This window comes from Peribacillus sp. S4, from assembly GCF_046715815.1.
Classification (GTDB): domain Bacteria; phylum Bacillota; class Bacilli; order Bacillales; family DSM-1321; genus Peribacillus; species Peribacillus frigoritolerans.
The window spans coordinates 2,388,897-2,402,460 of sequence record NZ_CP175708.1 but is presented as its reverse complement, the minus strand read 5'-3'; the positions used below and the strand labels follow the sequence as shown (position 1 = coordinate 2,402,460).

The following is a 13,564-nucleotide window of genomic DNA, read 5'->3' as shown; positions in this document are numbered from 1 at the left end:
TTACTTCAATGTATTAAAGTGCATTCAATATTATAATATCTCAGAAATGACGATAATGATATTCGCAAATAACGACATTTTTCAACAAAATCCAGATATTTATAACTAGAAACTTTCAGTCAGCTTTAATTGATTTGGTAAAGATTTCGTCGTTATAGTCGTTTTGTTTAACTCCTGACCTTTGACGGATATAGTTGTGCCGGTGGTTGTGGTAATTATGGCGAGGGTTCAGCATATGGCGGCTTACAAATAGCATGATTAAAATAATAATCTTAAAGAACTATTCTGCACTAATGATTTAATAGAGCCTAACCAAAAGGAGAAGAACGAATCTATCCTACCTTCATTAGCTTTAGATGGAAAAATAAGGGTTGCATTTAAAACATCGTCGCTAACAAATTAGCTGATTTCATTTAAACCCTTCTTTCGCAAAATAAAAAAGCACCCTTCAAAGGATGCTAAAACGTCATAAAATGGAGTACTGGATTTAATTATTCGCCAATGTCCCGGTATGTAGAAGATCCTAACTTAAGCATTCATCAGTCCTTAAAGCGGTGGATTTTCCACACCTAAATGAATCCAATCTTCTTTTGGCGGTCCATAAACCCCAGAAGGTTTAATTCCTGCTTGACGCATCAAAACCGTAACTTGTCCGCGATGATGAACAATATGCTTGATTAGCCCCATAAGGATGGAAGCAATTGTTTCCTGTCTTCCGAACGCTTCTTGTATTTGTCCCAGAGATTCGTCTGTCCATTGTTGTTCAATAATTTTGGCTGCATGAGAACTTACATTTTTAAAAGTGATGGCAATTTCGCGGGCTGAAGATGGAACGTTTTCCGAACTTTCTATCCGGTCTATCTTTAATCCGAAATGAGCTAGATAATCTGGAATATTCGTCGTGAAATGCCACACAATTCTTCCTAAAGTGCGACCTTCGAGATAAACTTGTTGTTCTAAAGATTCATCAGTCAAGCTATCCAAGACATTTTGAGTGAGTATGGCTTCTTTATTCCATTCTTTAATAAAATCTGAAATTGAAATATACATATAATACCTCCCCTATTTCGATTGATAATTACTTACTCAAAGCACATTATAAAACATATGTTCCCTCCTTGCAAATTCCTCATGCAATCCAGTTCATTTTGAAACTAAACTTTTAGTCTTATTGAACGTCCATTGACTTTATATTTAAATGGATAACCAGGTTTAAATCGAATACTGGACGGTAAGTTTGTGACTGCAATTTTATGGACGTGATACAAATCTTCCTACTACTAGCTATACACAACAAGAATCACTACTTTATAATAGTGGGTAATTATGTTATTAATATATTATAAATTCAGTGTTGATTAGGAGATAAAGCCATGCAAAATAAGCTTAGTATAGGTCATGCAGTAACGAGAATCGACAGCAGCGGTGAAATTGTATGGCATCCACATGAGTGCATCACACTGTCCGAAGCATTGAAAGCTTATACAGCCGGATCCGCTTATGGTATTTTTAGAGATGAGGAATTGGGTACAATAGAAGTAGGAAAACTTGCTGATATCACAGTATTAGAACGAAATCTCTTTGAAGTGCCAGCAGAAGAAATTCCTAATACAAAGGTACAGCTAACGATTATTGATGGAAAGGTTGTTTTTGATCATACGACGACTTTAATCAAAAAGTAATATAATCATTAAAAGAGGATTCTACAACTGTAGAATCCCCTTTTTGTCCATGGACAATTGTCTATTCCGCTACCAATGCGTTAGACATATGTTTTTCGCTTAATAACCATGCCTACTTTATTGAAAAAAGTGGGATTAGGCCACCTGCATGATAAGTACTTCAATTAAATAGAGAAGTATTGGCATATAAAGATGAAGCACCACCAGAGTGAACAAATAAGATGTTATCCTCCGGTTTAAATATGCCTTTTTGGATTAAATCAATGAGTCCCGCTGCCGCTTTACCCGTATATACCGGATCCAACAATATCCCTTCTGTTCTTGCCAAGAGCTTGACTGCTTCCACCATTTCAGGTGTAGGCAAAGCATAACCCGGCCCGACATACTCATCAAAACACGTAACAGCTTCACGAGGAATTGAATTCGGAATGCCGATATGTGTTAAAGTTTCTTTAACAAGCTGAAAAACTTTCTCTTCTTGTTCCGCTTTTCCTCTGCTTACGTTTATTCCAATTACTGATATTCCACTTTGATTTCCATGAAATCCTGCCACCAAGCCAGCATGCATTCCCCCACTGCCGCTTACACAAATAACTGCTTTCAAATCAATCCCTTGCTCAAAGGACTGTGCCAAGATCTCCTGAGCGCATGCAACATATCCCGTTGCACCAATGACATTGGATCCCCCAACCGGAATGATGTAAGGTCGGTATCCTTTCTCTGTTACCTCTTTAGCCACTTTCTGCATTTCTTGCATTAAGTCCGCTCCATTAGGTACGACTATAATTTGGTCAGCCCCCAATAAATGATAGAGAAAATAGTTACCGTTAAAATCCGGCTCTGAATTTTTTGAAAGTCCCTCTTCCAACACAAGGATGCATTTCATTTTCTCTTTAACCGCAGCAGCCAGTGTCAAGCGGCAATGATTTGACTGAATGCCTCCACATGTAATCAACGTATCCGCGCCTTTTTCCAATGCATCGGCAACAAGGAATTCCAGTTTCCTTGTTTTATTTCCGCCTGCCGTCAGACCAAGCATATCGTCTCGTTTAACGTAAATGGATGGGCCCCCAAGAACTTCAGAAAAATGATCCAGTCTCTCAACTGGTGTATATGTCGGTGTATATCGTTTCCTGGGAAATTGTGCTAAGTTCATTAATAACTCCTCCTGCTTCCTCTATGTATATTAAACGAAAGAAAATATCAATCTGATATTCTCTTTCGTTTAAAATAAGCTTCGATTTCAATCATAGCATCTTTATGTAATCGAGCAACATGAATCTCCCTTCTAGCATGGTTATCTCTAAAAAAGAATTTTCATATACATCATTCGTCAGGGCAAAATGATATCAAAACCTACTATTAGTGCTTCCGCTTATTCTATGACCACCTTTTTTCCCAAAAAGTATCAGGAAGCTTCCCAGTTACAGCATATATAAGGGCTACCTGGAATTTTTTATCTTGCCAAAGGTCCGATAGCCTAGTGAGCGTCTTTAGTAGTAATAGTGTCATCCATCCCATTGAATTGTATTAATAAAAAGTATGAAGCATTGAAATGGACATCACTCATTTTTAAAATAAATATACTTGTATATTTTTAGAAAAGAGCGCCATGGAAACCAATCATTATCTTTATATTCAAATTAAATAGAACATTATTATTCTAAGCCCTTAAGGGAAGCTATATTTTTGTTATTAAAAATGCAATCATTGAAGCGTATTATTACTGTGAAGGAATGACGGAAGAGGAGTTAAAAAAACTGGTATGGGCAACAGATAAACTGCAACAAGAAATAAAAAAAATGACCGAATAGCGGCAAGTCGTACAAACAGAATTTCACCGCTTATTATATTCCAACTCGAGAAATAACTTTCTCCAAAAAACTACAGATCCATCATGGTTTCTTTTCGAATCCTTTTTATCGGCCCGTAATGAGGAATTACATTGGTGGATAAATCTTGGTATGAGGAACGAAACAACGAGCGCTAACAGTTAATCCAGGCCATTCGTGACAAAGTTGTAGAAAAAGCAATAAAGGTCAATACGATCCATATTAATGTTAAATTCTTCACTTTTTTATTTGAACCGTACAAGGCCATGGTTGAAGTCCCCTTCCCGACCATTGCCTTGTATGCTTTTTATACGGTTGCGCTTCTAGGTAGTTATTCAGCTGATTAGGTGGGAAAATGGCTAGGTTTTTCGTTGAATGACCCCTGGGGTTCTTATTCCTAATTATGTAAGTTCCAAATGCCCGGACAATCATCCATACACCTTTTGATTATCAATGGTTACTTGTTTACTCATCGTAATGTTCCAGCAATTCAATAATCACTTTAAAGGTCGCTTTTGTATCCATATAGGCATACCGGCCTTTTCCGTTAAAAAAGTTTCCTGTCTGTATGACCGGATAGCCCATTTCTTCCAGCATCTTCATTTTAACCTCCATGTCTTTAACGACAAAAGAGATATGGTGAACACCCTCACCATATGTTTCTAGATGATCTTTCCACGTACTGGGTGATTCGCCCGGCTCGATCAATTCAATTTGAATTAACGGAGTATTGATGAACATATATTTTGATTTGCCTTCAGTGGGCTTCCCTTTGTAAATCACGTTTGTAATATCGGATGAACCAGAATGGATGATGGGAGGTTTTTCAACACCCAACAACTTACTATATGCATCTGCAGCCGCATCAAGGTCTTTGACAACAAACGCAAGCTGTTCCACTTTGTTAGTCCCTAGTAGCGGCTGAATGCTGTCATCTTCCGGTCTTTCCCATGCCGTTACTCTTGGCTCCGCACTTTCAAGCAGTTCAACTAACGTTTTGTGATCATCTAGTGTATCCACATATACATATCGGCCGTCATTTGAAGTGAATTCACCCGTTTGCAAAGCTGGGTAACCATTTTTCTCCATGATTGGCAGCCTCTTTTGGATAGAGTCCACATCAAAAGCTATATGGTGGATCCCTTCACCTACTTCATCCAGGAACTCACGCATCGTTCCTGGATTTTTATCGGGTTCTATTAGTTCAAATTGGACGGTCGGTGTATTCAGGAAAGCCAGTTTGGATTGCGATTCCGTTGGTACACCTCTAAAAGTGACTTTCGAAACAGAACTGTCACCAGTTAGAAATGGTTCTGCCTTCTTAATGCCCAGCAGTCTTGTGAAAGCTAGATTAGCAGCTTCAATATCTTTTACAACAAATGCGAGTTGATTAATATTCCTATTGCACAATAGTGATTCAGCCATACTAATAAACCTACTTCCCCTAGTTTATTTTATTATGAACTCAACCCAGTCCGCGAACGGACAATCCTCCATCACTGGAGATGACTTCACCGGTAATAGCACGCGCTGCGTCTGATGCCAATAGCACATATGCAGCTACATGATCTTCGGGCAGCTGTGCAAGCTGAAGAGGGTTTCTTTTTTTTATGCTATTTGCCTTCGTTTCATTATCCACCATTTTAACGAATGGACGGAGTGGAGGAATGACCGATAATGCGGTCAGAGTGCCACCAGGCGCTACAGCATTCACCCTGATGTTAGGAGCGAGTTCAAAGGCAAGTTGGCGCATCAGCCCTATTTGGGCATGCTTGCTTGCTGTGTACCACACCCCGCCGCCATCCGGATAAAAACTGGCACCGGATACGGTGAAAATAATATTTCCATTCGATTTTTGCAGTTCTTCAAGAGCGGCTTTAGCACCGAAGAATGATCCTTTAACATTAATATCGATCAGAAAATCATATGCATCGGAAAGTGCATCGGGAGTTACGTCGGCAAATTTAGCAAATCCATCAAAGACTCCTGCATTGGCAACGAAAACATCCAGTTTTCCAAATTGCTCGACAGTGGCCTGGACAGCCCTCTCATTGTCTTCATATTTGCTTACATCGCCTTGGTTAATGAGAATATCTTCACCAAATTCCGCTTTCATTTTCTTTAGCGTTTCTATCGAGCGGCCGATGATGCTGACTTTTGCCCCTTCTTGTATGAAACGTCTAGTGACAGCCTCCCCGATACCTGAATTGCCACCGGTAATCAGCACTACTTTATCCTTTAACGCCATTGCCATTGTAACCAGCCTCCTCTTTTTAACCAAGTCAATATTATACGAAGATAGCAAGATTTCTGGTATTTATCGTTGATTGATCAACAATGAATATTCGTTTGGAAAGTTTCCACTTACCTTCCTCGAAAATGAATTCATCATTTCGTTCCCCCGAAATCAGATCATGTTGAATATCCGTGCTGCGGCTACGATAGATGAGCAGGTAGCTCTTGACGACTGCCTTTTCACCTTCAACATAGTCTTTAACACGTACATTTGAGACAAAACGCCGTGTTCTTGATGGCGGTATTTCCGCCCAAGCATAATCCGTTTTCAAACGATCCACACGCAGTTTAAGCAGCTCAATATCATCATTAAATGTAAACATGTCCGTTGAATAATCCGGGCGTTCCACCCCTTCTTTATTAACACGTACAGGCATTTGATAACGTAAGCTCGAATGCATTAAATCGAACCAATCATCAAATTCAATATCATCCAGTAATTGAGCTTCATCATACAGCCACTGTTCAAATTGACATTTGAGCAACATTTTCTCCACATTCATTTCACTTAACCCTCCCGCTTATCATTTCGTCATCAATTCAAGCCAGTACTTGTAAAAATTCCTTTGGCTCGCTTCAGTGAATTTATCATCGTAAGCAACACCAGGACCTATAAAATCAACTGGTTCACGATGAAGACCCATTGTATAATTGTAGGTTAGATTCTTTAGGAAAGGCATTGGGCCTTGGGCTGCTTCAGTGATATCAGTAAAAACTTCCGTATCATCCTGTTCGAAAATACCGGATGGACTAAAGGTCAAGATAAATGAATCTCTTGATCTATCTTTCCAATCTTGGGAGGCGTTCTTTTCCACGAGCATCCAAGCAATCACTTCCATTTTATTGTGACCGATTGGCCGCCACATCCTTATTGAAGTGTTGGAGATGAATTGGTCTTTGATTTTTGTATGGGATATTAAAAATGATAGGTTAGGGAAGACATTCCCAATCATATTCTTTAAGTTTGATAACACTCCATATTGTTCTTCTGACAAATTAGTTTTAAATTCATCTTTCAATTCTTCCGGGAAAGCGAAGTCAGGATTAGGAGTCCCTAAGTTTAGTCCATGTCCGTTATCCGTATGGATTTGAAAACCGCGCTTTGAATAGGTAGCATTGGGCACCATGCCCAGTTTGGCAATGGATCCGTGTGTGACCATCGTGTGATAGGAATCACCAACAAAGTTATCGGAACCAACTTTCCAGTTGGAATTAACAACGAATCTTTGCGGAACTCCGATTACTTCCATTTCTGCACGTCCTACAAGGATATCCAAATACCATTTAATGTCGCCAAGGAACTCTTCAAGCGGTTCTGCATCTTCATTCCAAGTTCCAAATAAAAGACCTTTATAGGATTCAAGCTTTACTTTGTGAAGGCCCATTTCCGAGCGGTCAAGGTTGCCCCCATATATGTCCTTTTGTAATGGCACTCCTACGAGTTCACCAGTGTTTTTAAAATTGAACCCATGGTAGGGGCACGTAAATAATGACTTGTTCCCTTTATCTGCACGGCATAGTTTCATTCCGCGATGGGTGCACATATTATAAAACGCCCTGATTTCACCTTCAGCATCACGAGTAATGATGAGCGAGTAGCCAGCAAGTTCACGGGTCATGAAGTCTCCTTTGTTCGGTACTTCAGAATCATGACCGATAAAAACCCATGTTTTCAAAAACACTTTTTCATGTTCTATATCATAAACCTTTGGGTCTCCAAGGAGGTATGCAGGTATAACGCCTTCCTCTGGTTTAACCGTTTCGTTCAAATAGTCAACAACTTGCTGTTTCGACATTTCTTCTAAGGATTTTTCAGTTTTAAGCATACTTTTTCTCTCCCTTCCAAGCTTTACATCATTATGCATTACCCGATCTGAACGCTTTTTTCCTTGTTTTGCAGAGTCGCCAAAACGCTTAATGCCGCTAGATAACTCGTTTTCGGATTATTTGGCATCGGATCATTTTCCACTTCCAGTTTCAGTTTCCCGAACGAACCTGACGCTTCTATCAGGTGATTGTTTTTTAACACATTTGGATCGGCAATGATTTTCACTTTCGTCTTTTCTGATCCAAGACCAGCCATAGACAGCACAATCGCAACATTAATGTTTCTCGGAAACTGCTTGATCGCTTCTGCAGCAGTTCCTTCAAATAATACCGTTTCTTCTGTAACTGAAGACCCTGCCGGCAATGCGTTTGGCGGTTTTCTTGTGGTGATGCAAACAGATTCAAGGCCATTCACCGCTTTTGCCGATTTAAGTACATCTAGACCTCCAATCGCACCAGACGGAAGGAGAATATTCACGTTATTCAATTTACAAATCTGGTTTGATTGTTCTTCAAAGGCGGAATTCGCCATCACGCCAATGCTGCTTAGCAAGAGATCCTTCCCGCTTTTAAGCACTTTCAATGCATACTCTTCAGCTGCTTCTATCGTTGCAGCCTCTATGACTAAATCTACATCGGATTTAAGGAGTTCGTCGAAATCACGATATGGCTGTGTCCTGAATTCTTCAGCTAATTGTGCCGCAACTTCTTCACGGCGGGCATAAATCGCAACGATTCTTCCACCTGGAAGAAGCCCGTCGTTATTAATGGCCTGAAGCAGAAATTTTCCGATATTACCGCACCCGATTAAACCTAACTTCATGTAGTTTCATCCTTCCTCAATCAGCAAACCCGTATGAGTCCGCAAAGAATTCCAACCCGCAATGTCTTGTTTCCCGCGAAACACCGCTTTCTTTTAAGCCAGGGAAGTCCAGGGCCAAGTCACTGAAAACGGTATGATTATTATGGAATACCGCACCAGCTTCAAGGCGATCTGCCATTTCGACAGCGATATCTTCATTCTCAGTCCAAACAGATGCACGCAGCGCAAACTCACTATCATTCGCTAATTTTACAGCTTCATCGATATCATTGAAAGGTAAAATTGGAATGATCGGTCCGAATTGTTCCACTCGAACCAATTCGCTCTGCTGATCGACGCCAGTAATAATGGAAGGAAGCATATAATAACCTTTATCCCAAGTTTCCGGATTCAGCTGGATGCCGGTTGTGATTATATTTCCTCCTGACTTAGCGGTACGTTCGATCAAGCCATTCACAAAGTCATATTGTGCTTTATTATTCAATGGACCCATGGTTACATCAGGCTGAATTCCATCACCGATCACCATCCGGCTGAACTCTTTGGTCAGCTTCTCCACAACTTCATCATATCGTGATTCTTGGACGTACACTCTTTTTACAGCAGAACAAACCTGACCCGCTGCTCGTAAAATCCCCATCCTCAAACGTTTGATAGCCGCTTCATCCATATTGGCATCTTCCAAGATGATGGCAGGATCATTGCCGCCAAGTTCCATATATACTTTTTGCAGATTTCCAGCTGATTTCTGCATGATATCTTTCCCGGTTTCCGTACTTCCGACAAACGCCAATGTCCTTACGCGTGAATCGGAACATAATGTGTCGCCGATTGCTTTTCCTGATCCTGAGACTATATTGATGACTCCGGGAGGAAAATGGTCAGCAACTACTTTTAGACAGGTCATGATCGTTAAGGGACAATTCGTTGCAGGTTTTACGACAACGGCATTGCCTGCCAAAACAGCAGGTATGACCCTTTTAAATGTTAATATCATCGGAGAATTCCACGGTGTGATTATTGCCGTGACACCTCTTGCCCTTCTTCGGATTAGGACTTTTTGTTTTCCTGGAAGCACTTCAGGCTTCCACCAATCAAGTAACTCTGCTGCACAGCCCTTCATTACTTCAACACAGCGCAGTAAATCCTTTTTAGCTTCAACAAGTGTTTTGCCATTCTCACGTACAAACACGGTAACATTTTCCTCGATAACTTTTGATAGTTCTTCTGCCGCAGTGTTCATCCTGTTTGCCCGTTCCCCGATATCAGAGCGAGACCACGTTTCAAAAGCATTTTCTGCCGCTTCAATAGCGTCATTCACGATTTCTTCAGAGCATTTTGCCACCTGGCCAACTACTTCCGATGTATTTGCCGGATTTACAACATCGACTTTTTCCGGTAATTCTATCCATTCTCCATTAACTAGATATTTTCCTGAAACAAATGGGTATGTCGAAATCATTCTCAATCCTCCTTATAGTTTTTTGGGCTTGAATGCTTCCGCAGCTCCCGGTGGTCCGCCAAATGGTTTGGCCATTGGCCCCACAGCTTCCATATCAACGACGATCATTGAAGGTTTACGTCTTTCCTTAGCCTTTTTCAGTTCGGATATGAACTCATCTCCAGAACCAATACGCACTGCATCAAAATGCATGGACTCAGCCAGTTTCACAAAATCAGGGCTCAATAAGTCCACAGCTACCTGCCGACCATATGCGGCTGTTTGAATATTGCGAAGAACTCCATAGCCTGAGTCATCGAACAATACGATGATAACTGGTAAGTTTTCTTCGGCTGCCGTAACCATTTCCCCGACGTTCACCATAAACCCACCATCTCCAGCCATAAGAACGACGGTTTTATCTTGACATCCCATTTGGGCACCGATTGCTGTTGGAAGACCTTGACCAATTCCGCCGCCTGATGCATGAATCGATGTTCTCGGTTCATAGATTTCAAATAAACGGCTACCCCAAACATTTGCCTGTACGGTCACATCACGAACTAGAATGGTATCCTCTGGTAATATCTCCCTCATGCCATCTACAAATTGCTCATACGGTCCAAGCGTTTCCCTGAGTTGAGCGCGCACTTCATTTCTAAGTGAAAGAACTTCTTGTAAATAAGATGGCTCTGCATGAACTGAATGTTCTTCAAGCTTTTGAATGATGGCAGCAAGCATATCTTTTGCATCGCCAACCAAACCTAACGTGGCTTTATAGTTCCGGTTAATGGCCTGCCAATCCGCATCGATCGCTATATGTTCTTGTGGCACCGGCACTTTCCAGTTGGATGTTTCATTCCCTCTAAACCTTACACCTACGCTAATCAATAAATCTGCATTTTTTAAAAACTCTTTTGTAGTTTCATATGCCGCAAAATGTCCGATGCATTGTTCATGGTTTTCTGGAATCGATCCTTTTCCTGACTGACTGGTTATAACCGCTGCACCAAGGATTTCCGCCAATTTTTGCAGCTCTTGCGAAGCATTGGCACTGATGACTCCACCACCGGCCCATATGACAGGACGGCTTGCGCTTACCATTTTTTGAACGGCTAGTTCAGGAATAATTGGCATTGAATTTGTTTCAGAGGGTGAAGTTCGTAGCCCTTCGAGTGAAAGATCTTCTATGATCACCGATTGATAGTCAATTGGAATTTCCAATGTAACCGGACCCGTTGGTGCAGTTAAAGCTTCTTGGATTGCCTTCCTTACTACTGCTGCGGTTTGGTCAGGGTTTCTAAGTCTCACTGCATTTTTACAAGCTCCGCTCATCATTGAAAGCTGGTCTTTACACTCATGTATGTATCCTTTGCCTGTACCAAGATAAGAAGAAGCCACCTCACCTGTTAGATGAAGAAGGGGGACACCAGCTGCCCAAGCTTCCACTAGTGAACCAGCTGCATTTCCTGCCCCTGTTCCAGTACTGGTAATCACTACACCCAATTTCCCGGTGGCGCGTGCATATCCATCAGCCATATTTACGGCACCGCTCTCACCGCGTGAACAAATGAGTTTGATGCTCCCTTCCCTAAGAATTGCATCATAGATGGGCATATTGTGAATGCTTACAATCCCGAAAGCAGCTTCCACACCTGCTTGAACAAGCTCCTTTACGATGGAATCGGCGGTCGTAAACTCTATTTTTTCTTGTATTTTCATCGCGTTATCCTACCTTTTTCAGTAATATATTTATAGTGCCTTTCCGATCGCTCCTGCCGTCTCAATCGTCGAACCCGCTACATAACTTGCTTTGTCTGAAGCAAGGAAAACAATGACACTGGCCACTTCTTCCGCTTCCCCTACGCGGCCGAGAGGGATATTCCGTTTTTTCGCTAGGTCCCCGTAATACTCTTCAGGGTCCATATCAGGCGCATTTTTCAACCTTCTTCGCTCCCATTGATCGGTCCGGATCAATCCAAGACTCACTGAATTCACCAATATATTGTCAAAGGCCAATTCCTGGGACAAGGTTTTGCTTAAATTAAGGAGGCCAGCCCTTGCTGCTGCAGTCGCTACCATATGACGTTCAGGTTCTTTGGCAAGCGTTGCATTAATATTAATGATTCGCCCTCCTCCCCTTTTCACTAAATGAGGATGCGAAGCGCGAACGGCATATATGATGGCAAAGAACTTTAACTGAATCTGTTCCTCCCACTGCTCATCCGTTATGTCAAAAAAGTGACCCATCACGCTTTGACCGGCTGCATTCACCAAAATATCGATTCCGCCAAACCTCTCAGCGGTACCATTAATGAAAGAATCCACATCCGATTTTGAGGTGACATCACATGTTGATGCAAAAATATCTTCCTTTTCACCAAATGAGAGCAATTGACTTTGTGCACTTTCCATACGCTCAGCACTTCTGCCGCAAATAGCCACTTTCGCTCCCTCAGCTAAAAACATTTCTGCTGTTTTTAATCCCACTCCCGACGTGCCGCCCATGATGACAGCCACTTTTCCTTGCAATCCTAAATCCACTCTCTTCACTCCTTTTCAAAGCCATTTTCCTAAAAACTGTTCTTTAATCAACAAGAAGCTAACTACGCGAAAGAATCATGGGAGGAAATCAAACTCCTCCTCATTTTTTCGCCATTACAGAACCTTCTATATGAGAATCAACCCAGCCTGGATCGGGATCTCCTCCCATTGCTTTGCGCGCTTCAGGTTTCGGCGGCCCTGCAATCCCCCACTGATCCATTAAATGAGGTACCCGTTTCCATACACGTGCTCTCCACTCAGATTCATCTTCGATCGTTTCCAGATAACATGTATACTCCATTACAAAACCGCCTGGGTCTTGAAAATAACAGAAAATATTGTCTCCAGGCCCATGACGTCCAGGTCCCCAAAGTTCTGACAAGCCCGCTTTTCGGACATTGCTTATTCCTCGCATCAATTCATCCACGGAATCGACTTCGTATGCGATATGATTGACTGACGCATGCTCATCTTGATTGAAGGCGATGGAGTGATGCTTTCTGTTGCACCGGAGGAATGACATTTGATGCTCACTCCAATCAGTGACTTTAAAACCAAGAACATCCGTATAAAACTCAACGATCATATCTAAGTTCTTCGTGTTCATTACAACATGATTCAATTTCACTGGATCAACATTTTTCTTGCTCCAAATAGACGTTTGCACTTCCACCCAAGCCGAAAGCTCGATCACGCGGTTTTCCGGATCAATAAACCGCAGGCCATAACCGGCACCTGCTTCATCCAAATATCCAGGCGGTTCAATAATTCGAACGCCCTTCGATTGTAATATCCCTGCTGCACGGTCCACCGCATTTTTATCGACCATGCCAAAAGCTATATGGTGCAATCCTCGTTTTTCTCCCTTGTGGAGGCTAAGAATATGATGTTCCGGTCCAGCCCCCCGGAAATAAACCGTATTCTCCTCTTCCGGAACATCCACCCTATCCAGACCCCAAACCTTTTCATAAAACTCTGCTTGATCGTCGAAATTCGGAGTAATCATGCTTATATGTCGTAAATGAGTAATCCCAAGCATTTTTTATACCTCCCATAATTTAGATTGCCCTTTTGATCATTCGCATTGGCCATATTTAACAATCTAATCGAAAAGGGCGCC

12 protein-coding genes are annotated in these 13,564 nt (G+C 41.7%); 1 reads left to right on the top strand and 11 read right to left on the bottom strand.

Features of this window, described 5'->3' with window-relative positions; translation table 11 throughout:
* Positions 1 to 546: 546 nt before the first annotated feature.
* The gene (locus tag ACJ9PY_RS11465; protein ID WP_411740043.1) at positions 547 to 1,050 is read right to left on the bottom strand and encodes a DinB family protein; all 504 of its coding nucleotides are present in this window, start codon (positions 1,048 to 1,050) and stop codon (positions 547 to 549) included.
* A 323-nt stretch (positions 1,051 to 1,373) separates the two neighbouring features.
* On the opposite strand from ACJ9PY_RS11465, the gene ACJ9PY_RS11460 reads away from it, so the two are divergent.
* Positions 1,374 to 1,682 (top strand): amidohydrolase family protein, encoded by a 309-nt coding sequence (locus ACJ9PY_RS11460; protein ID WP_411740042.1) that lies wholly within the window; start codon positions 1,374 to 1,376, stop codon positions 1,680 to 1,682.
* A gap of 160 nt (positions 1,683 to 1,842) precedes the next feature.
* Here ACJ9PY_RS11460 and ACJ9PY_RS11455 read toward each other — a convergent pair whose 3' ends face one another.
* From ACJ9PY_RS11455 to ACJ9PY_RS11410, 10 genes are all read right to left on the bottom strand, one after another.
* Positions 1,843 to 2,838: a D-cysteine desulfhydrase gene (locus ACJ9PY_RS11455; RefSeq protein ID WP_411740041.1), complete on the bottom strand. Its 996-nt coding sequence runs from the start codon at positions 2,836 to 2,838 to the stop codon at positions 1,843 to 1,845.
* 1,141 nt (positions 2,839 to 3,979) lie between these two features.
* Entirely contained in the window at positions 3,980 to 4,939 is a 960-nt protein-coding gene (locus ACJ9PY_RS11450) for a VOC family protein (RefSeq protein WP_411740040.1), read from the bottom strand.
* 40 nt (positions 4,940 to 4,979) lie between these two features.
* Positions 4,980 to 5,768, bottom strand: a complete 789-nt coding sequence (locus ACJ9PY_RS11445; RefSeq protein ID WP_235568314.1) for an SDR family NAD(P)-dependent oxidoreductase — start codon at positions 5,766 to 5,768, stop codon at positions 4,980 to 4,982.
* Positions 5,769 to 5,802: 34 nt separating this feature from the next.
* Positions 5,803 to 6,312 (bottom strand): aromatic-ring-hydroxylating dioxygenase subunit beta, encoded by a 510-nt coding sequence (locus tag ACJ9PY_RS11440; protein ID WP_034312295.1) that lies wholly within the window; start codon positions 6,310 to 6,312, stop codon positions 5,803 to 5,805.
* 21 nt (positions 6,313 to 6,333) lie between these two features.
* A complete protein-coding gene (locus ACJ9PY_RS11435) occupies positions 6,334 to 7,635 on the bottom strand; it encodes an aromatic ring-hydroxylating oxygenase subunit alpha (protein ID WP_034312297.1) in 1,302 nt (433 codons plus the stop codon).
* Positions 7,636 to 7,673: 38 nt separating this feature from the next.
* The gene (nadX, locus tag ACJ9PY_RS11430) at positions 7,674 to 8,459 is read right to left on the bottom strand and encodes an aspartate dehydrogenase (RefSeq protein ID WP_411740038.1); all 786 of its coding nucleotides are present in this window, start codon (positions 8,457 to 8,459) and stop codon (positions 7,674 to 7,676) included.
* A 16-nt stretch (positions 8,460 to 8,475) separates the two neighbouring features.
* A complete protein-coding gene (locus ACJ9PY_RS11425) occupies positions 8,476 to 9,921 on the bottom strand; it encodes an aldehyde dehydrogenase family protein (RefSeq protein WP_411740037.1) in 1,446 nt (481 codons plus the stop codon).
* A gap of 12 nt (positions 9,922 to 9,933) precedes the next feature.
* Positions 9,934 to 11,622: a thiamine pyrophosphate-binding protein gene (locus ACJ9PY_RS11420; protein ID WP_411740036.1), complete on the bottom strand. Its 1,689-nt coding sequence runs from the start codon at positions 11,620 to 11,622 to the stop codon at positions 9,934 to 9,936.
* A 30-nt stretch (positions 11,623 to 11,652) separates the two neighbouring features.
* The gene (locus ACJ9PY_RS11415) at positions 11,653 to 12,444 is read right to left on the bottom strand and encodes an SDR family oxidoreductase (RefSeq protein WP_034312305.1); all 792 of its coding nucleotides are present in this window, start codon (positions 12,442 to 12,444) and stop codon (positions 11,653 to 11,655) included.
* Between the two features lie 100 nt (positions 12,445 to 12,544).
* The gene (locus ACJ9PY_RS11410; protein ID WP_191930203.1) at positions 12,545 to 13,483 is read right to left on the bottom strand and encodes a VOC family protein; all 939 of its coding nucleotides are present in this window, start codon (positions 13,481 to 13,483) and stop codon (positions 12,545 to 12,547) included.
* Between the last annotated feature and the right edge of the window lie 81 nt (positions 13,484 to 13,564).

Coding starts and splice junctions, on each gene's coding strand:
- ACJ9PY_RS11465 (WP_411740043.1), bottom strand. CDS start 1,050: ATGTATATTTCAATTTCAGATTTTATTAAAGAATGGAATAAAGAAGCC.
- ACJ9PY_RS11460 (WP_411740042.1), top strand. CDS start 1,374: ATGCAAAATAAGCTTAGTATAGGTCATGCAGTAACGAGAATCGACAGC.
- ACJ9PY_RS11455 (WP_411740041.1), bottom strand. CDS start 2,838: ATGAACTTAGCACAATTTCCCAGGAAACGATATACACCGACATATACA.
- ACJ9PY_RS11450 (WP_411740040.1), bottom strand. CDS start 4,939: ATGGCTGAATCACTATTGTGCAATAGGAATATTAATCAACTCGCATTT.
- ACJ9PY_RS11445 (WP_235568314.1), bottom strand. CDS start 5,768: ATGGCAATGGCGTTAAAGGATAAAGTAGTGCTGATTACCGGTGGCAAT.
- ACJ9PY_RS11440 (WP_034312295.1), bottom strand. CDS start 6,312: ATGAATGTGGAGAAAATGTTGCTCAAATGTCAATTTGAACAGTGGCTG.
- ACJ9PY_RS11435 (WP_034312297.1), bottom strand. CDS start 7,635: ATGCTTAAAACTGAAAAATCCTTAGAAGAAATGTCGAAACAGCAAGTT.
- nadX (WP_411740038.1), bottom strand. CDS start 8,459: ATGAAGTTAGGTTTAATCGGGTGCGGTAATATCGGAAAATTTCTGCTT.
- ACJ9PY_RS11425 (WP_411740037.1), bottom strand. CDS start 9,921: ATGATTTCGACATACCCATTTGTTTCAGGAAAATATCTAGTTAATGGA.
- ACJ9PY_RS11420 (WP_411740036.1), bottom strand. CDS start 11,622: ATGAAAATACAAGAAAAAATAGAGTTTACGACCGCCGATTCCATCGTA.
- ACJ9PY_RS11410 (WP_191930203.1), bottom strand. CDS start 13,483: ATGCTTGGGATTACTCATTTACGACATATAAGCATGATTACTCCGAAT.